Annotated in this window: 22 protein-coding genes; 9 read left to right on the forward strand and 13 right to left on the reverse strand. The window is 30.1% G+C overall.

Going from position 1 to position 25,356, the window contains the following annotated elements; translation table 11 throughout:
• Window positions 1-114: 114 nt before the first annotated feature.
• On the reverse strand, window positions 115-1,431 hold the full coding sequence (locus PXD04_RS18470; protein WP_323736288.1) for a hypothetical protein: 1,317 nt from the start codon (window positions 1,429-1,431) through the stop codon (window positions 115-117).
• 349 nt (window positions 1,432-1,780) lie between these two features.
• The gene (locus PXD04_RS18475; RefSeq protein WP_323736289.1) at window positions 1,781-3,268 is read right to left on the reverse strand and encodes an acetyl-CoA carboxylase biotin carboxylase subunit; all 1,488 of its coding nucleotides are present in this window, start codon (window positions 3,266-3,268) and stop codon (window positions 1,781-1,783) included.
• 304 nt (window positions 3,269-3,572) lie between these two features.
• Between PXD04_RS18475 and PXD04_RS18480 the strand changes: the two genes are divergently transcribed.
• The gene (locus tag PXD04_RS18480; RefSeq protein WP_323736290.1) at window positions 3,573-4,538 is read left to right on the forward strand and encodes a biotin--[acetyl-CoA-carboxylase] ligase; all 966 of its coding nucleotides are present in this window, start codon (window positions 3,573-3,575) and stop codon (window positions 4,536-4,538) included.
• Window positions 4,539-4,569: 31 nt separating this feature from the next.
• Here PXD04_RS18480 and PXD04_RS18485 read toward each other — a convergent pair whose 3' ends face one another.
• A complete protein-coding gene (locus PXD04_RS18485) occupies window positions 4,570-5,718 on the reverse strand; it encodes a TIGR03576 family pyridoxal phosphate-dependent enzyme (RefSeq protein WP_323736291.1) in 1,149 nt (382 codons plus the stop codon).
• 70 nt (window positions 5,719-5,788) lie between these two features.
• Window positions 5,789-6,109: a hypothetical protein gene (locus PXD04_RS18490; protein WP_323736292.1), complete on the reverse strand. Its 321-nt coding sequence runs from the start codon at window positions 6,107-6,109 to the stop codon at window positions 5,789-5,791.
• A gap of 266 nt (window positions 6,110-6,375) precedes the next feature.
• Between PXD04_RS18490 and PXD04_RS18495 the strand changes: the two genes are divergently transcribed.
• Window positions 6,376-7,926, forward strand: a complete 1,551-nt coding sequence (locus PXD04_RS18495; protein ID WP_323736293.1) for a flippase — start codon at window positions 6,376-6,378, stop codon at window positions 7,924-7,926.
• Window positions 7,927-7,990: 64 nt separating this feature from the next.
• On the opposite strand, the gene PXD04_RS18500 is transcribed toward PXD04_RS18495, so the two are convergent.
• The 5 genes from PXD04_RS18500 to PXD04_RS18520 form a co-directional block, all read right to left on the reverse strand.
• A complete protein-coding gene (locus PXD04_RS18500) occupies window positions 7,991-8,548 on the reverse strand; it encodes a transglutaminase-like domain-containing protein (RefSeq protein WP_323736294.1) in 558 nt (185 codons plus the stop codon).
• Window positions 8,549-8,612: 64 nt separating this feature from the next.
• Window positions 8,613-9,338 (reverse strand): glutamine amidotransferase, encoded by a 726-nt coding sequence (locus PXD04_RS18505; protein ID WP_323736295.1) that lies wholly within the window; start codon window positions 9,336-9,338, stop codon window positions 8,613-8,615.
• A gap of 1 nt (window position 9,339) precedes the next feature.
• A complete protein-coding gene (locus PXD04_RS18510) occupies window positions 9,340-10,683 on the reverse strand; it encodes a MurT ligase domain-containing protein (protein ID WP_323736296.1) in 1,344 nt (447 codons plus the stop codon).
• 200 nt (window positions 10,684-10,883) lie between these two features.
• On the reverse strand, window positions 10,884-12,983 hold the full coding sequence (gene acs, locus PXD04_RS18515; protein ID WP_323736297.1) for an acetate--CoA ligase alpha subunit: 2,100 nt from the start codon (window positions 12,981-12,983) through the stop codon (window positions 10,884-10,886).
• A gap of 222 nt (window positions 12,984-13,205) precedes the next feature.
• Window positions 13,206-15,356, reverse strand: coding sequence for a Tex family protein (locus PXD04_RS18520; protein WP_409988286.1), 2,151 nt, complete (start codon window positions 15,354-15,356; stop codon window positions 13,206-13,208).
• Between the two features lie 154 nt (window positions 15,357-15,510).
• Between PXD04_RS18520 and PXD04_RS18525 the strand changes: the two genes are divergently transcribed.
• Window positions 15,511-16,332 carry a hypothetical protein gene (locus PXD04_RS18525; protein WP_323736299.1) on the forward strand — a complete coding sequence of 274 codons (822 nt, stop codon included), beginning with the start codon at window positions 15,511-15,513 and terminating at the stop codon, window positions 16,330-16,332.
• A 98-nt stretch (window positions 16,333-16,430) separates the two neighbouring features.
• Here PXD04_RS18525 and PXD04_RS18530 read toward each other — a convergent pair whose 3' ends face one another.
• Both PXD04_RS18530 and PXD04_RS18535 read right to left on the reverse strand, forming a co-directional pair.
• Entirely contained in the window at window positions 16,431-17,558 is a 1,128-nt protein-coding gene (locus PXD04_RS18530) for a CapA family protein (protein WP_323736300.1), read from the reverse strand.
• An 85-nt stretch (window positions 17,559-17,643) separates the two neighbouring features.
• Window positions 17,644-19,122 carry a sodium-dependent transporter gene (locus PXD04_RS18535; RefSeq protein ID WP_323736301.1) on the reverse strand — a complete coding sequence of 493 codons (1,479 nt, stop codon included), beginning with the start codon at window positions 19,120-19,122 and terminating at the stop codon, window positions 17,644-17,646.
• Window positions 19,123-19,480: 358 nt separating this feature from the next.
• Between PXD04_RS18535 and PXD04_RS18540 the strand changes: the two genes are divergently transcribed.
• The 3 genes from PXD04_RS18540 to PXD04_RS18550 all read left to right on the forward strand — a co-directional run bounded on the left by PXD04_RS18540 (window position 19,481) and on the right by PXD04_RS18550 (window position 22,998).
• Complete coding sequence (locus PXD04_RS18540; RefSeq protein WP_323736302.1) at window positions 19,481-21,172, forward strand: glutamate--tRNA ligase; 1,692 nt, start codon at window positions 19,481-19,483, stop codon at window positions 21,170-21,172.
• Between the two features lie 12 nt (window positions 21,173-21,184).
• Window positions 21,185-22,420, forward strand: coding sequence for an LL-diaminopimelate aminotransferase (locus PXD04_RS18545; protein ID WP_323736303.1), 1,236 nt, complete (start codon window positions 21,185-21,187; stop codon window positions 22,418-22,420).
• A 371-nt stretch (window positions 22,421-22,791) separates the two neighbouring features.
• Window positions 22,792-22,998: a histone gene (locus PXD04_RS18550; protein WP_323736304.1), complete on the forward strand. Its 207-nt coding sequence runs from the start codon at window positions 22,792-22,794 to the stop codon at window positions 22,996-22,998.
• 153 nt (window positions 22,999-23,151) lie between these two features.
• Here the strand turns inward: PXD04_RS18550 and PXD04_RS18555 are convergent, their stop codons facing one another.
• On the reverse strand, window positions 23,152-23,415 hold the full coding sequence (locus tag PXD04_RS18555) for a hypothetical protein (RefSeq protein WP_323736305.1): 264 nt from the start codon (window positions 23,413-23,415) through the stop codon (window positions 23,152-23,154).
• Window positions 23,408-23,938 carry a hypothetical protein gene (locus PXD04_RS18560; RefSeq protein ID WP_323736306.1) on the reverse strand — a complete coding sequence of 177 codons (531 nt, stop codon included), beginning with the start codon at window positions 23,936-23,938 and terminating at the stop codon, window positions 23,408-23,410. The genes PXD04_RS18555 and PXD04_RS18560 overlap by 8 nt, the downstream gene beginning before the upstream one ends.
• Window positions 23,939-24,045: 107 nt before the next feature.
• Between PXD04_RS18560 and PXD04_RS18565 the strand changes: the two genes are divergently transcribed.
• The 3 genes from PXD04_RS18565 to PXD04_RS18575 all read left to right on the forward strand — a co-directional run bounded on the left by PXD04_RS18565 (window position 24,046) and on the right by PXD04_RS18575 (window position 25,326).
• On the forward strand, window positions 24,046-24,321 hold the full coding sequence (locus PXD04_RS18565) for a hypothetical protein (RefSeq protein WP_323736307.1): 276 nt from the start codon (window positions 24,046-24,048) through the stop codon (window positions 24,319-24,321).
• A 426-nt stretch (window positions 24,322-24,747) separates the two neighbouring features.
• Window positions 24,748-25,029 carry a hypothetical protein gene (locus PXD04_RS18570; protein WP_323736308.1) on the forward strand — a complete coding sequence of 94 codons (282 nt, stop codon included), beginning with the start codon at window positions 24,748-24,750 and terminating at the stop codon, window positions 25,027-25,029.
• Window positions 25,030-25,038: 9 nt separating this feature from the next.
• Window positions 25,039-25,326, forward strand: coding sequence for a hypothetical protein (locus PXD04_RS18575; protein WP_323736309.1), 288 nt, complete (start codon window positions 25,039-25,041; stop codon window positions 25,324-25,326).
• Window positions 25,327-25,356: the final 30 nt, after the last annotated feature.

Here is a 25,356-nt window from a genome sequence, read left to right on the forward strand (position 1 = left end):
TTATTGTTATGTCAAAACCTTCGTATAAAGTTACTCCCTTGTAATTTTATACTATATATAAACTTATGGTTTATTTAGGTGTTGTCAAAATGTGTGGTGAAGTTACCTTTTCCATCATAAAAATGCATTTCGAGAATCCCATCTTTCAAGCTTCAAATTTAGTCTAGATAAAAATCCACGTAATGTTTTAAATTTATTTTTTAAAGATTTCGGTGCAAGATCACCAAAAATACGTTCAATCCAATTACTAGTACGTTCAATAAAACTATCTTCAAGAAACATAGTTAAATAACGAGAATAAGGACGAATCTTTTTATCAATAATCTCATTAATAACATCCGGAAACTCTTCACGCCTACCAGAGAGATTATCCAATATATCTAAAACTTCAAATCTATTGTTTGATTCATAAATTTGATAAATTTCTTCTAAATATTTTTTATATTCCTTATGAGTCTTTTTTGAGATATTGTTCTCTTTTACATGATTATATAAGTATTTGTTGATGTTTTGTTTGGTGTGGAATTCACAAAATTGGTGTTTGAATCCTAAATCTTGTATTGGTTTTCGATAAGCAATATGTAAGTCAGTTGTAATTGCTTTACGGGGTTGATTAAGAGTAGCATTTCGTAAGAAATTATAAACTTCCGTACTATTTTCTTCTTCAACTATTTTATAATCCACCAATGTTCTATGATGTACATCAAATAATGCAAAGAAATAAACATAATTATCACTAATTTCATCTATTTTAACCCATAAACTATCAAACACATAATATCCAGAATAAGTTTCCAAATTAGACTCATATTTAATAATATAATCGACTATAATGTCCTGTACTTCCTGATAAGATACGCATACATTATGTATTCTTTTCATGATCTCCTGTATTCTACGAACGGGAGTACCACAAATAGCATAATAATTCTGTATTATCTTCATAATACGCTTGGAAACACTGAATTTTCTATCAACTACACTGCTAATATCTGCAGAAAAACCTTTACCACAATTACGACATTCATAACGTTTAATACGAGCATCAACATTACCAAAAACATTTAAAACAAGCTTTTTAGGATAATAACCATCTTCAACAACATGTTTAGAACCACAATGAGGACAATAACTCCTAAATTGAGTAAAAACAACACCATCTTTAGTTTCAAAAACTTTCAAATTATCCGCAATCCGAGATAGCTTAGATTTCACATAATCCTCAGCACAGGAAACTGGAAGATCATCATCAAAATAATTATCCAAATAATCTACAATCAAATCTTTACAATCAACAGATAATAAATTTACACATTCATCATCAGTATTATCTTTTCTAATAACATCAACCAATGGTTCACTAAAAAAACCGTCAAGTTTAAGTTGATGACCAACATAATTAATAATAGGAGAGTTATTTTGTACTTTCATAATATAATATCTCTCCTTTTTACTATAAAAACTTTATTATCGCTTATTTTTTAAAACACGCCCCAAGGGGCGAATAAAACTAGTAAAAATTAACATTTAAAAAGAATTAAAAAAGTATTACTTTTTTGCTAAAAAGTAACTGAAAATTCATCACCACACATTCTGACTACATCTTTATTTAGTATTAAAAAAAGTTATTTATTTCTAAATTTGGTAAAGAAAAATTTATCTGGTAAATATTGAAATTCTGATTTTTTATGAAAAATTTTAAATAGAACTACTTATAGCAATAGTTTAATTTCAATTTTTATTAAAAAAAAATATATCAAAAAGGGGTTTCATATTACTTTTACCTTTTTTGATCTTCCAATATTCTCTGCATATATGTATTTACGCTTGTACTAATTGCAGCTACTTTTTTATTAGGTAAGAATGTAGCATTTAACTCGCTTATTTTTTCTTCATCTTCTTTAACTACTCTTTCTATATCTGCAACCAGTTCTCTTTTATTTTCTTCAATAAAGCTCGTGTGTAGATTTGCATCTTGGAAGTTTTTGTTTTTCATTAATGCTTTATGGAATGGTATTGTTGTTGGAACTCCCACTACAATGAATTCATTTAATGCTCTTTTCATACGTGCTATTGCTTCTGGCCTATTGTTTGCATGAACAATTAATTTTGCTATCATTGAATCATATATTGATGGGATTGTGTATCCTGTGTATACTCCACTATCCATTCTTATACCTATACCCCCAGGTGAACGATAACCTACTAGTCTTCCCGGACTTGGTACAAAATCATTTAATGGATCTTCTGCATTGATACGACATTCAATTGCATGTCCATTTACTTTAACATCATCCTGATTAAATTCTAATTTATCCCCTGCAGCTACTTTTATCTGTTGTTTTACCAGATCTATTCCTGTTATTGCTTCAGTAATTGGGTGTTCTACCTGTATACGTGTATTCATTTCCAAGAAGTAATATTCTCCATTGGAGTACATGAACTCTACTGTTCCTGCACTATTATAATCTACACTTTTTGCGGCCTTAATTGCTGATTCACCCATCCTTTCTCTTAGTTCTTCAGTCATGATTGGTGATGGTGCTTCTTCTATTAGTTTCTGATGTCTTCTCTGGATTGAGCATTCACGGTCACATACATGTATTGTGTTTCCATGATTATCTGCTAGTACCTGGAATTCTATGTGTCTTGGTCTTTCAATATATTTTTCTATATATACTGTTCCATCACCAAATGTGGATTGTGCTAGGTTTTGAGTAGTTTCTATAGCACGAGCTAGTTCATCCTCTTCATATACTACTCTCATTCCTATTCCTCCACCTCCTGCGGATGATTTAATAATTACTGGGTATCCTATTTCTTTTGCTCTTTTTTTAGCAACTTCAACATCTGTGATTCCTTCTTTATCCCCAGGTACTGTTGGTACTCCAACTTTTTCCATTAATTGTTTTGAAGTTATTTTATCTCCCATAGATTCTATTGCATTTTTTCTTGGTCCAATTAATGTTATATTATTTTCATCACATCTTTCTCCAAGTGCTGGATTTTCTGATAGGAATCCGTAACCTGGATGTATTGCATCTGCACCTGTTTCAATTGCTATGTCTATAATTTTATCAATATCAAGGTATGATTGTGCTAGTATTGATGAGTTTAATGGTTTTGCTTCGTCAGCATATTTAGTAAATAAAGCGGTTTCATCAGTATCTGAATAAATTGCCACTGTATCTACATCTAATTCTTTACATGCACGCATAACTCGTATTGCTATTTCTCCACGGTTTGCGATTAATACTTTATCAAACATTGTTTGTTCCCCTTTTTGTTAAATAATTACTAGAATAAATTTACATTAAATTAGTATTTATATATTAATTTATTTGATTGATAATATATAGAGTTATAGTTTATTCAATAATTATTATCATTGAAAGATATGATGAAAAACAATTTTCAGATAAAAAAGTATATTATAAAAAAAGAATGTGAATCATAAATTAAAAATCTATTTTAAGACACTAATACAATATAATATTATACTATACATCAATTCTTGATTCATCATAATAATTAAGATTTGAGAAAAATTGAAAATATTTATAGGGTTTAAGATGATTAGACAACATATACTTAAGAATATTGAAGAAGAATATGCTACAGAATCCGAATTATTAAAAAAACTAGAAATTTCCCAAGAGAAATTACTAAAAAATATAGAAATACTTAAAGAAGCAGGGTATAAAATAGTACACAATGATCAAGGGTATAAACTTGAAGATACCCCAGATATAATAGAACCATTTGAAGTAAGCAGAGGATTAACCTCAAAATACATTGGACATAACATTCATTTCTATGAAGAACTTGAATCAACAAATGACACAGCAAAACAATTTGTTGATAATGATGCTACAGAAGGAACAGTCATAATAGCAGCACACCAGACAGCTGGAAGAACAAGAAAACATGAAGGCTGGGTTTCACCAGAAGGTGGAATTTACATGACAATCATAGTAAGACCAGAAGTAACATTACTCGAAGCATCAAAATTAACTATTGTAACAGGAGTAGCAATAGCTAAAACATTAAAAGATGAATTTAATGTAAATGTTGGAATTAAATGGCCAAATGATTTACTGATAGGCCAGAAAAAAATATGTGGTATATTAACTGAAGCAGTAACCGACTATGATAAAGTTAAAGCAATACTATTAGGTGTTGGTATAGATGTGAATATCGATGAAAAAGATATTCCAAACGAACTAGAACATATTGCAACCACTGTACAAAAAGAAACAAACATAACTCTTCAAAGAGCCGAAATAATGAGAAAATTCTTCAAAATATTTGAAGATTTATATGAAGAATATAAGAAAAACAATTTCAAATATATAATATCAGAATGGAGAAGATTATCAAGTACAACAGGTAATAGAGTGAAAGTATATAAACATGGTAAAGCAATTAAAGCAGATGCAGTTGGAATTACCAACAGTGGAGCATTAATAATCGAAACTGATGATGGAAAACTAGAAAAAATCACATCCGGTGAATGTGATATAATAAATGATGACTAACATAATAAGTCATCACCAAACACTATTTTTTTTAATAATACAATAATTGTTCTACTTTATTCTCCTTAATTACATCAACTGTTTTTTCAAAAGTATCAATAATAGCATCTACCATATCATCCATACTTAACTTATCAGAATCCCTACTTGACCAGTCAATACGTACTGTTTTACTAGCCCCCGGCATACCAACAGAAGGAATCGTTATAATATTATAGTTTTCAAGTAACAGCATAGAATATACAGTAGCAATAATATCAGAAGAAAACTCATTAGAAACTTTTTCATCAACTACCTGTTTAATCTGTTCTTCTTTAAACATGAAACCAGTAGGAGTATCCAATGGCATGAAATCATTATCATTCAATTTACTTATTAATTCATCTTTTTGACTATAAGCTTCCTTAATCCTATCCGGAGAATATTTTTCCAAACCTTTTATCATACCAACAACTAATGGAGCCTGAGCCTCCCAACCATATTGATTAACAGTTAATTTAATTTCATCAATTAATTTAGCACTGCCCGCCATTAATCCCCCACGAGGACCTTCCATAAGCTTATCAGTACTTGTAACACTCAAATCTGCACCTAAATCTATTGCTCTTGGTTGATTATATACTGCTCTTCTTAGTCTTGCACCAGATGCATCATCAACAAATACTAAAATATCTTTTTCTTTTGCTTTATTAATTACAAATTTAAAATCATCAACACTTATAGCTTCATAATCCATTGTTGTACCAGTAATAACTACTAAGGAAGTATTATCAGTTATTATAAAATCATCCTTATCAGTGTACTCAATATAATTTGCACCTACTAGTTTTGCAGTTCTTGGTATGGAAGGATGTCCTGGTTGTTCTGCAAGAAAATGTACTATATCAGTACCTGGCTTTACATACGTAATTATTAATGCGGCTATCCCACTAGTAGTTCTGTTTAATGGCAATACCTTTTCTCCACCAAGATGTTCTATGCCTAATTTCTGGATTTGATCATCAAATACTGCTGGTCCAGCATATGTTTCAAGTAATGAAACATCCTCTGGTGTTATGTCAAATCCACCAGCTAACCCTGTTAAGTCTATTAAACTATCTATTCCTTCAGTTTGAATTTTGTTGTTGATAATTTTCAGTCCTTTTTCTCGTTTTCTAATTTCATCTAAAACTAATTTCATAATAAAAACCTTAAAAAAAAGATGTTAAAAAAAATAAAATTTATATTTATAGGATATGGAAGTTAAAATATTATTCTACATTTACTGTAAATACATCAGCAAATAATTCTATGATTATTTCAAGTTGTTCATCACTAAAGCTAATTATGGTAACTTCACCATCTTCTTTGACAAAGTATTCTGCATTAACTATTGCACCATCTTCATTCATATATAAATAAATACCATCAGTGATTCCAATTTCTGCATCATTTAAATAAATTTCAAATTTTATAAGCATTTCAACAGATTTTACTTCATCAAATCCACTTCCGGGATTTTTTCTATGCTCTTCCAGAGACTTTGTAAGTTCAATCATCCTATTTTCTAATCTTTCCACATTCTTTGTCATATAATCCCCTATCATTACAATAAATTACTATTAATAATATTATCTATTTAAGAGTTAATAAAACTTATTATTATACATCCAACAGTATTCCCAAAATCCAAGATGCGACATATCATACACCTGCATTAGTACAAATCTGTCTCCCTAAAAAAAAATAACTAAATACTTATAAAATAATTTATAAAAATTTATACATATTTATAACTTAGTTTATGATTAAAACATAAAATAATCATAATATAAGATTTTTATTGGGAGGTAGATACTTGACTGATAAAAAATCTAAATTAGCAGCCGGAAGTATTATTACCTTATTAGGTTCAATAATACTCCGATTTGGTGGATTTATTTATCGATTTATATTAAGTAGACTATTATCAACAAGTGGTTATGGTATTGTTGGATTAACATTACCCTTCCAGAACATGTTTATCATAGGAGCATCAGGAGGAATTCCCCCTGCTATTGCAAAGTATGTATCACAGCATAAGGCATTAGATGAAAAGGAAATGGTTCATAGAGTAACAGTTACTGGTATGAAAATGATGATATTCTTTTCATTAATTGCTGCGATATTAATGTTTTTAATATCCGAGCCAATAGCAATAGGTGTTTGGAATAAACCAGAAGCATTATTACCATTAAGACTAGTTTCAGTTATAGTACCGTTTAGTGTGATTGTAGGATCATTTAGAGGAGTTTTCCAAGGATTCTATCAGATGAAAAACATATTTTATAGTAAGTTTATTGAACAGGTATTTACTATAATAATAGCTTCAGCACTGGTAATTATAGGATGGTATGCTGCAGGTGCTGTACTTGGTACTGCATTAGGGTTTTTAGTATCATTATTTGGTTCATATTACTTGTTCAGAAAAGATATTCAAGATGCATACTTGAATGAGAATTTTCCAAAGGTTTCATTTAAGGAAGAACTGGAACTGATGAAACAAATTCTTAAATTCTCTATACCAGTAGTAATTTCGGGTATTGCAGAAATTTTCCTATATGATACGGGAACCTTCTTCATAGGAATGTTCTTACCAACATTTTTCGCAGGTTTCTATACAAATGCAAGTGCTATTGCACGTATACCATTAATACTTGCAAATAGTGTTTCAATGTCAGTTCTTCCTGCAACCAGTGAAGCCGATAGTTTAAAAGATAAAGAATTATTAAAAATGTATATGCATCAGTCTTATAGGTATACCACATTAACATCATTACCTGTATCTGCCTTTATAATGGTTTATGCTGTTCCAATGATGATATTATTATTTGGAAGGGATTATGCTCAGGGTGCTGAAGCTTTATGGATTTTAGTTCTTGGAATGTTTTTCTTTTCAATATATCTTATTAGTTGTAGTATGTGTCAAGGATTAGGCAAGCCAACATTTCCGATGTATGCATTAATAATTGGTGCAATAATAAATGCTGTTTTAAGCTTTTTATTAGTGCCATTATATAATATTTCAGGTGCTGCAATAGCTACTACTGTTGCAACATTTATTTTAATGTTACTAACTATTATTGAATTAGTGAAACTGTCATCAATACATCCACCATATAAAGACCTGTTAAAAATGTTTGTAGCTACGGGATTGATGATTTTTGTTATGTATCTAATTCCACATACAATAATTGGAATGTTTATTGGATTAGTACTTGGAACAATAGTATACATTATTGTCATTCTTTTATTGAAAGCTATTAAAAGTGAAGATGTTGTGTTTATAGAACATTTTGTTAATAAAACCGGTCCACTTAAAAAATATTTAATAAAAATAGTTGAACTTATAAAAATTTATTTAAAATAATTAAATAAATCTCTTTTTTTACCTTTTTTTGAATTATTATTATCATATGATCTTACAGGGATTATTAAAACTCAAAGTCTGTTGTAATTTCAGATATATTCCTACATTTCTCGAGAATTCTTACCAGCCTATCATCCAAATCTGTATGATTGTCATGAAAATCAATTTCGCCAAATTCTGCTCGAATTGAATATGCAAGACATTCTTCATCTATGCTAAAATGTGCTTTTACTTTTTCTTTATTTCCCCGAGCATCCAGTCTGATCCATTTATTTAAATCTTTTAAATACACAGTATTTAATGCATGAATTATATGACCTTCACTTGTATCATCGGCTCTTGTAAGCAGTTGATAACTGATACCTGATGGAATTTGATTTGCTCTTAGAAGTGCTGCTAGAAGACATGATTTTGTCCAGCAGATTCCTGTTTTATTTTTTAGTACATCACTAGCAGTTCTTGAAACTACCTCTGTTTTAATGTCCCATGAATGAGAAATTTCATCTCTAACAAATAAGTAGCATCTTTTAATGTAATCAGTCTCGTCTTCAGATTGATTTATTAATTCTTGATGCTTGTCTTGAATAAGAGGATTGGTATAATCAATACTCTGTGTTTCCATCAAATATTCTTCCATACTATTCTTCCCACACATTAGAATAAAAATATAAAAACTTTTAATGGATTTAACCATATAATTTCATTACTTTTTGATGTGCCTTCATTTCTATTGAATCATCTAATGGTTCTAATGAATCAATTTCATATTTATTTTGTAAAGCTTTTAATATGAGATAATCTGCTAAATGTGGATTTTTTGGTAATATAGGTCCATGAAGGTATGTTCCAATATAATTTTTGTAAACTATTCCTTCTTTCATATCATGATCATTATTACCCTTGCCGACGAGCACATCACCTAATGCATCATATTGGCTGTGAGTTCTGCCACCATGATTTTCAAATCCAACAATTGTTTTGGGTTCAATGTTCAAAGTACTTTTAATGATTATGTTTCCTATTATTCTTTTACCCTTACCTGATTTACTTATGTAATCTAGAATGTTTAATCCTTGGATAGTGTTGCCATGTTTATCTATGTATTCTGAACCTAAGAGTTGATAACCGCCACATACTGCTAATACTACTTTATTTTCTTCAATTAAATCCTTAAATGTTTGTTTATACTTTAGAAAGTCCTGGTATACTAATTGTTGGTTTCTGTCTGAACCGCCACCCATGAAAAATATATCTCCATCAGTTAAGGAGGGTTTATCCTTATTTTCAGAAAAGTTTTCTACATGGACTGTTATTCCTCTTTTCTCGGCTCTTTTTTTAAGACATTTGATATTTCCTGTATCTCCATATAAATTTAATAGTTCAGGATATAAATGAACAATATTTAATTGCATACTATTTGCTCCGTTTAACTTTATCATCAATATAGTCCCTGGTTTCGAAGATAGCTGTGTAAGTTGGCAGCACATATACTATTTCAACATCATCTTCAATTGCTGTATCTACACATTCAGTCCATTTTTGGAATATGTGAATTTTTTCTAATGCCACGTCATCATATTTCTTTTTTAATGCAATCTCTTCTGCCCGGATACCACTACAGTAATAGTTTGTTATTGTTTCATCATTTATGCAGTACGTGTTTGCATCCCATATCCATGAGATGTCTCGTCCATCTGCCATGTTGTCATTTAATATGTGGACTATTGTTTTTTCTCTGTTATCGTTTGATATTATCCTAGTTGCTTGACTTAATCCTATAGGATTTTTTGTAAGTATTATCTTTATTTTCTTATTTTTATATTCGAATTCTTCCATTCGACCTAACTCAAATGAAAATTCTTCAATACTTTTTAAAGTATGATTAGTTTCTATGCCTAGTTGATTCATTAGTGCAAAGACACCACATACATTATATGAATTATATAATCCTATATAAGGGAAGTTTACAGTGCACTGTTGATTATCATGATTTATTGTAATTTTCTGTGATATATCTGATTCGTTTACATCAATTACTGTATAGTCTTTATCATTATTTGAAAAATTACAATGGGTACAATGATAATTTCCTAAATGACCATAAGTATTTTTAGTATATTCTATTTCTTCACCACATAAAGGACATTTATTTATTGTTAAATTTGTTTCCAATATCTTATTTGAAGTAATATCCATACCAAAAGTTATAACTTTATTGTTTATCATTTTAGAAAACTGATAAACATAGGGGTCATCGGCATTAAGAATTAATTTTACATCAGGTAAAAGTTTAATACTTTCAAATACCTCTGAAATAATTCCCTCAATTTCACCATACCTGTCTAGCTGATCTCTAAAAAAATTTGTGATTAAAATATAATCTGGTTTTAAAAATGAGGTTATTCTGTCTAATGATCCTTCATCTACTTCGAAAATTCCATAATCATAGTAATCTCTAGTATTTCGTACATATGTTGTTGCAACACCTTGAATCATATTTGCTCCTTTGAGATTAGATAATACTGTGTAATTTTCCAGTATTTTATTGATTAAGTTGTTGGTTGTGGTTTTTCCATTAGTTCCTGTTACTAATATTATCTTATCACATTTATCATTAATAACTTTTAAAAATGATTTATTAACAAGTAAGGCTACTCTACCAGGAAAAGCTGTTCCACTTTTGTTAAAAATATTTAAAAAGAAGATAGATGATTTTCCAATAATTAAAGCAAAATAATTCAAGATTTTATTTAACATATTTTCCCTACCTTAATACATATATTATGTAAAGAAAACAATATAAATCTTTTTAAAAATAGTAATTAAACTTGTAATAAGCTAATTTTTAATAAAAATATTCAGATTATAATTTAAATAAATTATATAATAATTTGTATAATAAAAATAGAGTTTATCAATTATTATTAAAAAAATAAAAAAATTAGAAATTAAGAATACTATAATTTAATCTTAATATCTAATGCACTAGAACCTTCTTCATAACAGAAGACAGGGTTAATATCTAATTCTTGTATTTCAGGGAAATCAAGAGTTAATCTTGCAACACGTTTAAGTGTGTCTTTAACAGCAACAATATCACATGGAGCATCTCCACGGTAACCTTCAAGTAATTTGCTAACTTTTGTACTGTTAATTTGTTCTTCAATAGCTTCTTCTGTTAAACCAGAACCTAATTTGAAGTTTACATCATTGATGAGGTTAACATATATTCCACCCATTCCAAATCCTATGATTGGACCGAATTGAGCATCACGTAACATACCGACAAGTACTTCCTGTCCTTTTGGCATCATTTTCTGTACTTCTACTCCGTCAGGTACTACATCAGGATGTGCTTCTTTAGCTCTTGCAATGATTTCCTCGAATTTTTCTTCTACTTCTTCTTTAGAGTTGATGTTTACTTGTACTCCACCAATATCGGTTTTGTGTAAGATTTTATCGGATGCTATTTTAAGCACTACAGGGTATTGCATGTCTTCTGCTGCTTGTCCTGCTTCTTCTTTGGTAGTTGCAAGAACTATTGGTGCTGCTGAGATACCATATGCTTTTGCTACTTGGTATGCTTCACTTCCAATTAATGCATCTTTACCTTTTGCTTTAACAGATTCTATGATTTTTTCTGCTTCTTCTTTGTTTATTCCTTCAAGGTTATCTATTGCTGATTCTCTTTGTTTTTGTTTGATTTCAGAGAATTCTGCCATTCCTTTAAGAGCTGTTACTGCTGTTTCTGGGAATACAAATGTTGGAATGTCATGTTCACGTAGTACAAGGTTTTCTTCTACGAATGTAGGTCCTCCCATGTTTACTACCATGATTGGTTTATTGAATTTGTTTTTAGCATCAACTATTGCTTCTCCTACTTCTTTTGGTTTGTAAGATGCTGTTGGACATGCCATGATTATTGCACTGTCTATGTAGTCTTCTGCTAATACAATTTCTAATGTTTTTTCGTATGCTTCTGGTGATGCATCTCCTAATACATCTATAGGGTTGTGAACACTTCCTTCATCAGGGATTACTTCTCTGAGTTTTGCCATTGTTTCATCGGTTAGTTCAGCTAATTCTAATCCTTCTTCTTCTATTTTATCTGCGGTTAGTACTCCTCCACCACCAGCGTTTGTAATTACTGCTATGTTTTTACCTTCTGGTAGTTCTGATTTTGAGAATGCTATTCCCAGGTCGAATAAATCTTGCATGGATCTTGCTCTCATTACTCCACAGTTTTCAAATGCTGCATCGAATGCAAAGTCGTTTCCTGCTAATGCTCCAGTGTGTGATGATACTGCTTTTGCTCCTGCCTGACTTGATCCTGATTTAAGTAGTATTACTGGTTTTTTCTGGGTTACTTTTTTCATTACTTCTAAGAATCTTTCTCCTTCACTGATTCCTTCTAAGTATCCTAGAATTACATCAGTTTTATCATCATCAGCTAATTCTTCTATTACATCTATTTCTGATAAATCTGCTTTATTTCCTAAACTTACTACTTTACTGAATCCTATTCCTTCGGATACACTCCAGTCTATGATTGCTACTGTCATTGCACCACTTTGTGATACAAATGCTATGTTTCCTGCTTCTGGCATGATTTGTGCGAATGATGCGTTAAGTGGTGTGTGTGCATCTAAGCTTCCTAGACAGTTTGGTCCTTGAACGTTCATATCATATTTTTTAGCGATTACGGATAGTTCTTCTTCTAGTTTTACTCCGTCTCCACCAACTTCTTTAAATCCTGCGGTTAAAACTATGACATTTTTTATTCCTTTTTGACCACATTCTTCTAGAGCTGCATTTGTGAATTTTGAAGGTATTGCTACTACTGCTAAGTCACATTCGCCTTCTATGTCTAATACTGTTTTGTATGCTTTTAATCCTAATATGTCTCCATCTGCTTTGATATTAATAGGATATATTTCTCCTTTATAGCCATAGGTTTTTAAGTTATCTGTAACTATGTAACCTAGTTTTCCTTTTTGATTTGATGCGCCTATTACAGCCACTCCTTTAGGATTGAATAATCCAGTGAGATCTCTCATAAAAATTTCTCCATAAAGTATTTTTTCATATCCAATAAAAACAAACTCAAAAAGTATTTTGTTTTCAATATGAAATTCATGATTTATCATGATTAATAATTATCATGTACTATATGGTTATATTTATGTGAGTATAGATATATAAAGCTTTTTTATATATTGATTATTTTAAAAAATAGTTAATTAAAAAATTGTAATAAAAAGAGGGGATTATTAGAAATATTAAAGTATCATACTTAAACTTATTCGATTTTTTTCATAATCTACAGAGATAACTCTTACTTCTATTATATCTCCAACACTCACAATATCCATAGGATGCTTTACAAATTGTGTATCAGATAATTCTGATATATGAACAAGTCCATCCTGATGCACTCCAATATCAACAAAAGCACCAAAGTCTACAACATTTCTTACAACACCCTCCAAAATCATACCCTCTTCTAAATCTTCAATATCAAGTACGTCAGAACGTAGCTGTGGTGCATCCAATTCTTCACGTGGATCTCGTCCAGGTTTTCTTAATTCATTAATAATATCTTTAAGTGTCCATTCACCTACTCCAAGTTCCCCTGATAATTTCTCCAAATCATCCACTTGCAGGTTTACTCCACCATTTTTCACATCAAAAAGATCATAACCATACGTGGTCAGTAAGGATAATGCCGTGTCATATGATTCAGGATGTACACAAGTACTGTCTAATATGTTTTTTGGCTCATAAATTCTCATAAATCCTGCACACTGTTCAAATGTTTTAGCTCCAATCCCCGGCACTTTTAGTAGTTGGTTTCTATCTTTAAATGAGCCATGTTCTTCCCTATATGCTACGATATTGTTTGCAACTTTTTTTGAAACTCCAGCTACATGTTCCATTAGTGCTGCTGATGCTGTGTTAAGGTCAACTCCAACATTATTCACACTTCTTTCCACTATACCATCCAATGATTCTCCTAATTTTTTCGGATTCATATCATGCTGATATTGTCCTACCCCTATTGATTTAGGATCTATTTTAACCAGTTCTGCTAAGGGATCCTGTAATCTTCTTGCAATTGAGATTGCTCCCCTTTCTGTCACATCATATTCAGGGAATTCTTCCCGAGCCAAGTCACTAGCAGAATATACTGATGCTCCTGCTTCGTTAACTATCACATATTTGACTTTTGTATTTTTAATAATGTCTACAATTATTTGTTCTGATTCACGTGAGGCTGTTCCATTTCCTAATGCTATCAGGTCCACATCATATGTTTTTAAGAGATTTTTAACAATTTCTTTTGTTTCAGATACCTTATTTTGTGGTTCTGTTGGATATACTACAGCAGTATCTAATACTTTCCCATACTGGTCTATGACTGCTAGTTTACATCCTGTCCTAAAAGCTGGGTCCCATCCGAGTACTGTTTTTCCAGTGATTGGTGGCTGCATTAATAATTGTTCAAGGTTTTTCTTAAATACTTTTATTGATTTATCTTCTGCTACTTCTGTTAGAATTGAACGTATTTCTCTTTCTATTGCTGGTGCTATTAATCTTTTATATGAATCTTTTATTGCATCTTGTATGAATTCTGTAGTATATTTATTGTATTCCTGTTTATCATAATCTGTTGAGTAGTTGATTAATATTTCATCTTCGAGGAAGTATTTTATATTTTCTAGTGGTGCTTCAACTTTAACATTCAATATTTTTTCTTTTTCTCCCCTGTTTATTGCTAGTATTCTGTGTTGTACTATGTCGGAGATGTTTTCTGAATAATCATAGTACATTTCGTATTCTGATTTTGTGTCTTTTTCCTTGGGTGAGATGGATATTTTCCCTTTTTTGATTGTTATATCACGTATAAACCTTCTAAATGATGCTTTATCAGATATTATTTCTGCAATTATATCGTTTGCTCCCTGTTTTGCTTCATCTATTGTTTGTACTTCTTCATTCAAGTACTTTTCAGCCTCTGAATCTATGGAATGATCCAGTTTTTGATCATAAATAGTGTATGCTAATTTTTCCAATCCTTTTTCTCTTGCCTTACTTGCTCTTGTTGTTTTTTTCTGTTTGTATGGTCGATATAAATCTTCTAATTCAACCATTGTAGTGGCTTCTTCTATCTCTTTTTCTAGTTTTAATGTGAGTTTTCCTTGCTTTTCTATGTTGTTAAGGATTTGTCTTTTTCTTTCCTCTAACTTTTTAAGATACATTAATCTTTCATTAAGACTTCTTAATAGTTCATCATCTAATCCACCAGTAGCTTCTTTCCTATATCGTGCAATAAATGGTATTGAATTATCATCATTAATTAATGTTATTGCAGCATCAGCCTGCCATGGCTTAATATCTAATTCACTTGCTATTATTCGTTCTATATCCATCATATTATCATTTTATAAATTTTTAAGAAAGTTTGTATATAATATTATTTTAAAATTAAAGCATAAAATTATTTTGATAATACTCTATATCATGGAATATAATAAGTATATCATATCACCTAATATACTATTATAATTTAATTAAGGTGGATAAATGGCAAATGATAAACCTTCATTAAAAAGACAAAGAACCTATGAACAAAAATCAAACACGCTTAAACTGCCACAATTCAACATAAATAATATACCCCCAATTCCGACTAATACTGCGTTGCTAATTGTAGCAGTAATAGCCTTGTTAATTACTATGATTCTAACAGTAAACATACAGGATAATAACAACATTACAGAAAACACCACCCCTACTGGAACTGTTACTCCAACAATAGTACTGGGTAATTCATCATATGGTAATGTTATTAAGGAAGGACCATATGGTAATGTTGACTCTAATGTTAAAATAGCATATATTCTTGGTGTTCATCCTAGGGAAAAAGGTGCACATAAGTTACTGGAACAAGCATTTAATGAGAAAAAAAATAATCTTAGTTACTGTTATTACCTTTATAAAATTAATGTCACAGAAGATTCTAAAGATTTTTCACAAAGCAGATCTAATGGTCAACAACTAGCTTATGATTATGCTGTACCTGATATGATTGAAAATAATTTTACATTTGCAGTGGATAGTCATTATAGTAATGGTCATTGGGGAGTTACAAGGTTTATTTTTACTCCAAGAGAGAATAATATTCTTTCCAGTGAGTTAGGTCATGCTATGGCAGAAAATTTTGAATGGTTAACTTATTATACTCCATATGATCCAACAAGTCCTGATTATGTGACTGGACCATTAAATGATGGTGGAGTAGCTGCTGTAATATATGAAGCTTATACTGAGGATGAGAATAGTACCACCTTAGAACATAATCGAGAATTAATTTCTTTTATTGATGGTTGGAATTTCAATAAATAAATATATAATCCTTTTCTCCATCAAATTCTTTTTTTTCTAAAATATAAATCCTCAAAAAAATAATTAATAAAAAAAAATAGGTTTTGTAGAAATAGGATTTATTTTGTTTCATTCTTTACTGAAAAATCTATTTTTCCTATTCCATCATCTGTTATGGTCATTTGATCACAATTAGGATTAAGGCTGCTTAATAATGATTTTCCATCAACACTATCCATAAATTGTGGAAGATATCCTGAAATATATACTGGATAAACATTTGCTGTTATATTTTCTCCATGAACATCAAAGTCAACAAAATATGCAGAATGTGTTGCTGTATTACTTTGATCAAACATGAAATTACCAAGATTATAAAAGATAGGTTTACCATTATATACTTCTATTCCCTGTGTGACATGCGTATGAGCCCCAACTACTGCTGATGCTCCAGCATCTATTGCAAGGTGTGAAATTTTTATCTGGTTTTCATTAGGACTTCTTGAGTATTCATTACCATAATGCATATAAACGATGATTATGTCTGAACCATTAGCTTTTGCTTGTTTTATTTGTTCAACACTTTCTGTATCATCCCATGCAGAATAACCCGGAGAGTTATCTCCTGCAATTGGCATTACTTCCTGAGAATATTCTTGGAAGTTTTCACTATCCATATAATTGAATATTGTAATTTTATGTCCTTCTTTTTCTATTGTGATTGGTTTTGTTGCTTCAGCTTTGTTTTCTCCTGCACCGATATGTGCTATGCCATTGGAGTCAAGGTTTTTTATGGAGTCTCTCATACCGGTTACTCCATAGTCAAATACGTGATTGTTTGCATTAGCTGATATTACCATACCGCTTGTAGCGTTTAGTAATGGTATATATTCTGGACTTGCTTTTAATGGAACATCTGGTTTAACTGCATCTCCACTAGTTGTGAAAGGATTTTCTGTGTTTACTAGTAGTATATCAGTGTCTGATGTTACGTTGCTCACATGCCTGTAAGGACTAGAGTCTAATGATAATACTCCAGGCATATTTCGTCCAAACATCACATCACCTGTTACTGTAATGGACAAGTTTCCCTTTTCTATTTTATTTGTTGGTTCTAGTACTTTTTCTACATCTCCACTAGCTATATTTTGAGCTATATTCAAATAGGGGCTGTCAAGTGCAACTAACAGGATTCCTAGAAGCAGTACTAGAAGTATTATTATAATTATTTTATTTTTATTGTTCAAGTTACCACTTAATTTTAATTATATAATTATATATTATGTTTTTTATTAGAAAAAATAGTTTTGAAAAAGATAAGTGAAAAGATAATTAAATATCTTCTCTGGAAGGTAATATTGTTAATACCAATGGTATTACAACAAAGATTAAAGCAATTATGAGTTGTAATATTATATCTAAGGATGATTGAGTTTTAAACAAGTCTATCATACCTATTATCCACATTACTGATAAGAATATAGGCAGTAAATATTTTATAACAAATACCCATGTTTTTCCAACTTTTACTGTTGAGTATTCATTTAATACAGGCAGTAATTTTTCAACTCCATAACTCCATCCAAATATTAATGATTGTAATATTACAACCAGAATTATTCCAAATTGATTAATAAATCCATCAGCTATGGTCAATATATAATTTCCTGATGCCGTAGTATATACTAATGACATCAATGCACCAAATATACATAGTATAGTTACTGATCTTACACGAGGCAATCTGAACTTTCTTGACACAGCCAGTGTCATTGGTTCCAGGAATGCTAATGCCGATGTTATTCCTGCAAAAAATACACATAGGAAGAATATTGGTGCAATTATATATGCCATGTCACCCATTACATTAAATATTTCCGGGAACACAACAAACAGTAATCCCGTACCACTTGTTGCAATGTCATGAATTGGCAGTCCACTTGTTAATGACATAAATCCAAGTATACTGAAAACTCCGAATGCAGTGAATATTTCAAAGCTTGAATTTGATAAAACTACTACTAAAACGTTATCAACTAATTTAGATTTTTCTGGAAGGTAACTTGCATATGTTACTGCAATTGCCTGTCCCATTGATAATGAGAATATTATTTGTCCAAATGCTGCTAACCAGACATTAATATATAATAGTAGACTCCAATCCGGATTTAATAGTGCTGTTACTCCAGTCCACATTCCAGGTAATGTGAATGCATAGATTACAATAATTGCCATCATTATGAATAGTAATGGAATTAATATATTCACTACTTTTGATATCCCTTTATCTAATGCTTTATGTGATATGTACCATAATAAGACCCATATTAGTATTGTTGCAATTAATGTAGGAATTACGAATGATGTGATTCCTTGAAGATTATTTGAGCCTACCACTATATTGGTCATGAAATATGCGTCAGGGTTTGTTCCCCATCCCTTAAATAAGCTCAGTACCAAGTATATCATATCCCATCCCATTATCACCACATAGTACGTTAATACTAGAAATACTAGAAATGCCGTTATCCAACCTATTACTTCTAGTTGTGGTCTTATCTTTTTTAGTATGTTTGATAATGAGTTCTTGAATGTTGCTCCCAATCCATATTCCAAGATTAAGAAGGGTATTCCCATTATTAGTATTGCTACAACATATGGTATAAAGAATGCTCCTCCACCATTTGAGTATAACACGTAACTAAATCGCCATATATTTCCCAATCCTACTGCTGCCCCTATCATCGCCATTAGGAATGAAAAGGTACTGTTCCATTGATAATTATCTTTTTCGTGTGATGTTTTGGACATGTATCTCCCCCATCAAGTAAAATATGATATGTTATATCTATATTATACATTATACTTTTTTGATATATGAATTTTATAATAATTAACTCCTATTAATTTAAAATATTAATAAAATGATTCAAATTACTCTTCAATAAAAAAACTTTTAATTTAGGAAATTATACTAGCATCTTACCCTTCAAATGAAGATTAATAATTACATTATCCCACATAATACCAGATAACACTCATTATTATAAGGTTTTTTAACAATTTTTTTATAGTTTTTAAAACATAAATTATATTATAATAAATAATTATATTAAAAAAAAAAATATTTTTTTAAAATATCATTTCTATTAATAAATGGAGGATATCAATGGATATTGAAGAAACTATTTATAAATATGCTCTGACAAATGCTGTTGAGCATGGAAATAACTGTCAAACAGGATCAGTTATAGGTATGGTTATGAGTAAACATCCAGATATGAGAAAAGATCCTAAAACAGTTAGCCAACTTGCAGGAAAATTAGTTGCAAAAGTAAATGCAATGAGTCCTGAAGAACAACAAAAAGAACTTGACCAACTTGGTGGAATAGAAGAACATAAAAGAGCACCAGAAAAACCAAAAGGTTTACCTGAATTAGAAAACATAAAAGATGGAAAAGTAAAACTAAGGTTTGCTCCAAACCCATCAGGCCCATTACATATTGGTCATGCACGAGCAGCAATATTAAACCTGCTATATCAGAAAAAATATGATGGAAAACTTGTTCTAAGAATTGAAGATACCGATCCAAAAAGAGTAGAACCTGATGCTTATACTGCAATTCCTGAAGATCTTGCATGGCTTGGTATTGAAGCTGATGAAGCATATATTCAAAGCGACAGACTAGATATTTACTATGAATATGCTGTAAAAGCAATCGAATGTGGTGCAGCATATATGTGTACATGTGATGGTGGAGACTTTAAAAAGCTAAAAGATAATTGTGAACCTTGTCCATGTCGTGACCATAGTGTTGAAGAAAACATGGAATTATGGAACAAATTCCCAGAAATGGATGAAGGAGAAGCTGTTCTCCGTGTGAAAACAGACATAACACATAAGAATCCTGCTATACGTGACTGGGTTGCTATGAGAATTGTTAACCAAGAACATCCAAGAATTGGTAATAAGTATAAAATTTATCCTATGATGAACTTCTCCGTAACAGTAGATGATCATTTACTTGGAATAACACATGTTCTTCGTGGAAAAGATCACCTTGCAAATAGTGAAAAACAAGCATATCTCTATGAACACTTCGGATGGGATATTCCTGAATTTATTCACTATGGCCGGCTTAAAATGGATGATGTCCTCTTAAGTACTTCTAAAGCACGTGAAGGTATAGAAAATGGTACTTATAGCGGATGGGACGATCCAAGATTAGGTACTATCAAGGCAATTGCAAGACGTGGAATTAAAAAAGAAGTTTTATATGAACTTATAGAAGAAATTGGTACCAAACAGGCTGATGCAACAATTAGTTGGAAAAAAATTTACGGTTTAAACCGTAACATCATAGAAGAAGAGACAAATAGGTACTTCTTTATCCCAGAAGCCGTTAAAGTAGATATTGAAAATTTACCTGAAGATAAAAAGGAATTAACTGTTGAACGCGAACTTCATTATAATGAACCAGAAAAAGGTTTCAGAACCCTTAAATTCAATGGTAGTGCATATATCCCTAAAGATGATTATGATCAAGCAGTAAACAATAACAAACCATTAAGATTAATGGATTTAGTTAATATTACTGTAACTGGTGATTCAGCAATGTATGATAGTGACTCATTAGAAGAAGCACAAAGTAAACATGCACGTATTATCCAATGGTCTCCAGTAGATGAATCTATCAGTGCAAAGGTTGTAATGCCAGATAATAGTGTTGTTGAAGGATATATTGAAGCAGACAGTAAAGATGTTCATGTTGATGACATGGTACAACTTGAAAGATTTGGATTTGCAAGAGTAGATAATATAACAAAAGATGGAATTACATTCTATTACACACATAATTAAGGACGTGAAAATATGGCAGTAAATGTAAATGAATATTATGAAAATATACAAAATAATTACTTATTTGTAGAAATAGCAAGACGTGTAGATAAATACCAGGAAGAAAATCCTGATGCTGATCTTATTAAGATGGGTATTGGTGATGTGACAAAACCTTTAGTAAAAAGTGTTATTAAAGCATTCCATAATGCTGTTGATGAAATGGCTGATGCTGATAAATTCAGAGGTTATGGTCCTGAACAGGGTTATGACTTTTTAATTGAAGATGTTATTGAAAATGATTTTAAACCATTAGGTGTTGAACTTAAAAATAGTGAAGTATTTATTAGTGATGGTGCAAAATGTGATACTGGTAATTTCCAGGAATTGTTTTCACAGGACAATATTATCGCTGTAACTGACCCTGTATATCCTGTATATGTAGATAGTAATGTTATGGCAGGACGTAGCGGTAAACCTACTGATGATGGTTTCTATGAAAACATTGTATACTTACCTTGTACTGCTGAAAATGATTTTGTTCCAGAGCTTCCAAAAGAAGATGTGGATATTATATACTTATGTTATCCTAACAATCCTACTGGTACTACTTTAACAAAAGACCAGTTAAAAGTTTGGGTAGATTATGCTCATGAAAAAAATGCTTTAATATTATTTGATGCTGCTTATGAAGCATTTATTTCCACAGACAATGTTCCTCACAGTATTTATGAAATTGAAGGAGCTAAAGAAGTTGCTGTTGAATTCAGAAGTTATTCAAAAACTGCTGGTTTTACCGGTACCCGTTGTGGTTACTGTGTTGTTCCTGAAGAAATATTTATTAAGAATTCCAAGGGCGAAGATGTTCAGTTAAATCCTTTATGGAACAGAAGACAATCCACTAAATTTAATGGTGCTTCTTATCCTGTTCAGAGAGCTGCTCAGGCAATTTATACTGATGAAGGTAAGAAAGAAATTCGTGAAAATCTTGATTATTACTTAGAAAATGCTAAAGTTATTCGTGATAATCTTGAAAAGATTGGATTAAAAGTTTATGGTGGTGTTGACAGTCCATATATCTGGTTTAAAACACCTGATGATATTGATTCCTGGACTTTCTTTGACATTTTACTTGACCAAGCAAATGTTGTAAGTACTCCTGGTGCTGGTTTTGGTCCTAGTGGTGAAGGTTACATACGATTAACTGCTTTTAACACTTATGAAAAAACTGTCGAAGCAATGGAAAGAATTAAAGAATTAAAATTCTAATTTAAAAATTGTTTAATTAAATAACCAAAAATTTATATATAATTTATTTTTAATTATTTTTTTTTATGAGCTAATACTCTTTTTTTTTAGGATATATTCAACTGTAACAGTAATAATTTTAAGTAATATTTAAATACTATTAATTTTAAACATAATATTATTAAGTTATTAAATTAATAATCAATTTTAATTTTTTTAAAATAAAATTATGATTTAATGATAAATTTTATATTAGTAATAATACTGAAAGGTAATAATATTAAATATAAAATAACGAATATATTTCAATTAATTAAATTTAAAAGGAAAAAACAGAAACCCAGTATAATAAATACTATGTTTCAAATTATTAATATCAAGGAGAACTAAATATGAGTGAAATACCAAAAGCACCAGTTACAAGAATAGTTAAAAGTGCAGGTGCAGAAAGAATAAGCAAAGAAGCAGAAGAAAAAATCGTTGAAGCAGTAGAAGCATACACAGCAAAACTCGCAGCAGCAGCTATCGACTTAGCAAAACACGCTGACAGAAAAACTATTCAACCAGAAGATGTAGAATTAGCTTTAAAACACTTCTAAGCTAACTACTCTTTTTTCTTTTTCAACTCCAGAGAATATATTAATATAATTATAAAATAATCCTATTTTTTAGAGAAATACTATTTTTAAAGTTTATAATTCAAAAAAAAGCCCTTTACTATTTATCCGATCAAATATTAAAAAAATGGGTGATTAAAAGTTATTAGAAGCTAAATTATCTTCTAATACCTGAATGATATTACGTGCTACTTGTGGTGTCATAACTACTTGTGCAACACATTCTTGAATCATTTCAACGTTACCAAATTCATCACTTGCTAATTTTTCTTCAAGAAATGCTACTCTTATTTGATCTTGTGAACCAACACATACTGCTCCGGATACTGGTTTACTTGGTTCATCATTGAATTTAATTTTTGGCATTTGTCCATCATTTAAATTATTTACATCATCCATAGTTAATACTTCCTTTATCATAATCTTGGTTTATATATTGTGTTAAAATTATATTTGAATCAAATGTATTTGATGAAAAAATTTTTGTTCCTTTATTGACCATATCCACATAATCTTCTTTAGTAACAGATATTTCTCCTCTTTCTATTTTTTCTATTTCTGAGTCAATATCCATTTCATAATCAAAACTATCCATGAATTTTTCAAATTCATCATCAGTTAATGCTTCACCAATAATTTCCTCTGATTTTTCTAATTCATCATTCATTATTATATCTGCTAACATTATCTGAGTTTTTACGAGCGTTTTTACTATTTTAGATTTTAAATTGACAGTATAAGATAATCCTTCTTTATTTAATATTCCTAATTCCACTATATCTTTTATAAAGGAGTCTAATGTTACACGTGATATATTAGCTCCTACTGCCATTTCTTTTTTAGAGTATGTTCTTTCAGGATTTGTTAACACGTAATTGATTACTTTTACTTGCGGATATTTGCCAAATATTCTTTCATACATAAAAAATTCATTCCTAATTTTTTTTTAACACTTTGTTTTCAAAAAAAATAAAATGTACAATAATTGAACATATTATTATATAAGATAAACATCATATATAAAAGTATATGAAAAGCAATGATGAATTGGAAAAGGATATACTATCAACACTATTCAAACATGGATGCATAGGAAAACATCATACTCCAATAATAAACTTATGTAAAAACTTAAACCAATACTCATGTAAAGAAATTAAACAAGGAATTAAATCTTTACGTAAACAACAATTAATCAACTTATACAAAACATACCATGGAATTGATGTAAGAATTATCCCATCCAACTTAAAAACCGTAAAAAACATAATTGACGAAGAATACTATAATCCAAACCCATATTAATCATTACGCAAATAACCACCACATCATATTAATTATTTTTTTAATTCATAAATTACTTTTAATTCAAAATAATAAAAAAAGTATTGTTTAAAATAAATATTTTAAAATAACAATAATCATACTTATTTAAAAATTAAATATTTAAATTATCATAATTAAGAAACTAATTCTAAAATTCTTATAAGATTAAATAGAAAAAAAATGATTTAACAAGCTCTTAACACTAATAAAAAAAAGGATATTATAAATATAAAGAGAAACTAATAATAATTTGGATAAACAATAATAGCATAACATTTTTCTATAACAGAAATATTTTAAAAGAAAAATTTTTTTTTGAATACAACATTATGAGATTATGCTATTTAAAAAAGTATAAACCAGGAAAAGGGTTTATTTAAGGATTGTAATAAATAAGGTGATAAAATGTTAGAAGAATATTTGCCATTTATAGGTTTAATAATATTTGGTAATATAGAAAACCTAATCTTAGCTTCTCATGGAGTAGTAAAAGGAGCTAACCCAGTTAAATTAGCCATTGCAAGTATATGTTTTGTAATAATGTGGGTAGTTCTAGGAACACTTGGAACTGTAGTATTTATGGAATATGCTTCAGTTATTGAATTAATTGGTGGACTTGCCATTGTAATACTCGGTCTTCAATCAATGGTCGGAGCATTCAAATACAACGATGATGATGGTTACTAGGTGAATTTTATGTCTTTTTTTAGCGAATACAAAGAATATATGGGATTATTAATCTTTGGAAACATAGAAAACTTAGTTTTAGCATCACAAGGTGCTGTAGCTTGTGTAAATCCAGTAATATTAGGTGTTTTAACAATTATTGCTGTAATAGCATGGTTTGTTATAGGTACTCTAGGTACAAAAATAGCTATTAAATATGCTAGAGTTATAGAATTCATTGGCGGATTAGCCATATTTATATTAGGTCTTCAATCCATTTTTGGAGCATTACCTTTAGTTTTACAACAATTCTTATAAAGGGGAAAAGGATTATAATAATTTATTACT

It is taken from the genome of Methanosphaera sp. ISO3-F5 (assembly GCF_034480035.2).
In the GTDB taxonomy this organism is placed as follows: Archaea; Methanobacteriota; Methanobacteria; order Methanobacteriales; family Methanobacteriaceae; genus Methanosphaera.

Coding starts and splice junctions, on each gene's coding strand:
- PXD04_RS18470 (WP_323736288.1), bottom strand. CDS start 1,431: ATGAAAGTACAAAATAACTCTCCTATTATTAATTATGTTGGTCATCAA.
- acs (WP_323736297.1), bottom strand. CDS start 12,983: ATGAGAGATCTCACTGGATTATTCAATCCTAAAGGAGTGGCTGTAATA.
- PXD04_RS18480 (WP_323736290.1), top strand. CDS start 3,573: ATGATTAGACAACATATACTTAAGAATATTGAAGAAGAATATGCTACA.
- PXD04_RS18555 (WP_323736305.1), bottom strand. CDS start 23,415: ATGGATGATGTAAATAATTTAAATGATGGACAAATGCCAAAAATTAAA.
- PXD04_RS18575 (WP_323736309.1), top strand. CDS start 25,039: ATGTCTTTTTTTAGCGAATACAAAGAATATATGGGATTATTAATCTTT.
- PXD04_RS18490 (WP_323736292.1), bottom strand. CDS start 6,109: ATGACAAAGAATGTGGAAAGATTAGAAAATAGGATGATTGAACTTACA.
- PXD04_RS18520 (WP_409988286.1), bottom strand. CDS start 15,356: ATGGATATAGAACGAATAATAGCAAGTGAATTAGATATTAAGCCATGG.
- PXD04_RS18540 (WP_323736302.1), top strand. CDS start 19,481: ATGGATATTGAAGAAACTATTTATAAATATGCTCTGACAAATGCTGTT.
- PXD04_RS18545 (WP_323736303.1), top strand. CDS start 21,185: ATGGCAGTAAATGTAAATGAATATTATGAAAATATACAAAATAATTAC.
- PXD04_RS18550 (WP_323736304.1), top strand. CDS start 22,792: ATGAGTGAAATACCAAAAGCACCAGTTACAAGAATAGTTAAAAGTGCA.
- PXD04_RS18500 (WP_323736294.1), bottom strand. CDS start 8,548: ATGGAAACACAGAGTATTGATTATACCAATCCTCTTATTCAAGACAAG.
- PXD04_RS18505 (WP_323736295.1), bottom strand. CDS start 9,338: ATGCAATTAAATATTGTTCATTTATATCCTGAACTATTAAATTTATAT.
- PXD04_RS18535 (WP_323736301.1), bottom strand. CDS start 19,122: ATGTCCAAAACATCACACGAAAAAGATAATTATCAATGGAACAGTACC.
- PXD04_RS18560 (WP_323736306.1), bottom strand. CDS start 23,938: ATGTATGAAAGAATATTTGGCAAATATCCGCAAGTAAAAGTAATCAAT.
- PXD04_RS18485 (WP_323736291.1), bottom strand. CDS start 5,718: ATGAAATTAGTTTTAGATGAAATTAGAAAACGAGAAAAAGGACTGAAA.
- PXD04_RS18570 (WP_323736308.1), top strand. CDS start 24,748: ATGTTAGAAGAATATTTGCCATTTATAGGTTTAATAATATTTGGTAAT.
- PXD04_RS18475 (WP_323736289.1), bottom strand. CDS start 3,268: ATGTTTGATAAAGTATTAATCGCAAACCGTGGAGAAATAGCAATACGA.
- PXD04_RS18510 (WP_323736296.1), bottom strand. CDS start 10,683: ATGTTAAATAAAATCTTGAATTATTTTGCTTTAATTATTGGAAAATCA.
- PXD04_RS18565 (WP_323736307.1), top strand. CDS start 24,046: ATGAAAAGCAATGATGAATTGGAAAAGGATATACTATCAACACTATTC.
- PXD04_RS18525 (WP_323736299.1), top strand. CDS start 15,511: ATGGCAAATGATAAACCTTCATTAAAAAGACAAAGAACCTATGAACAA.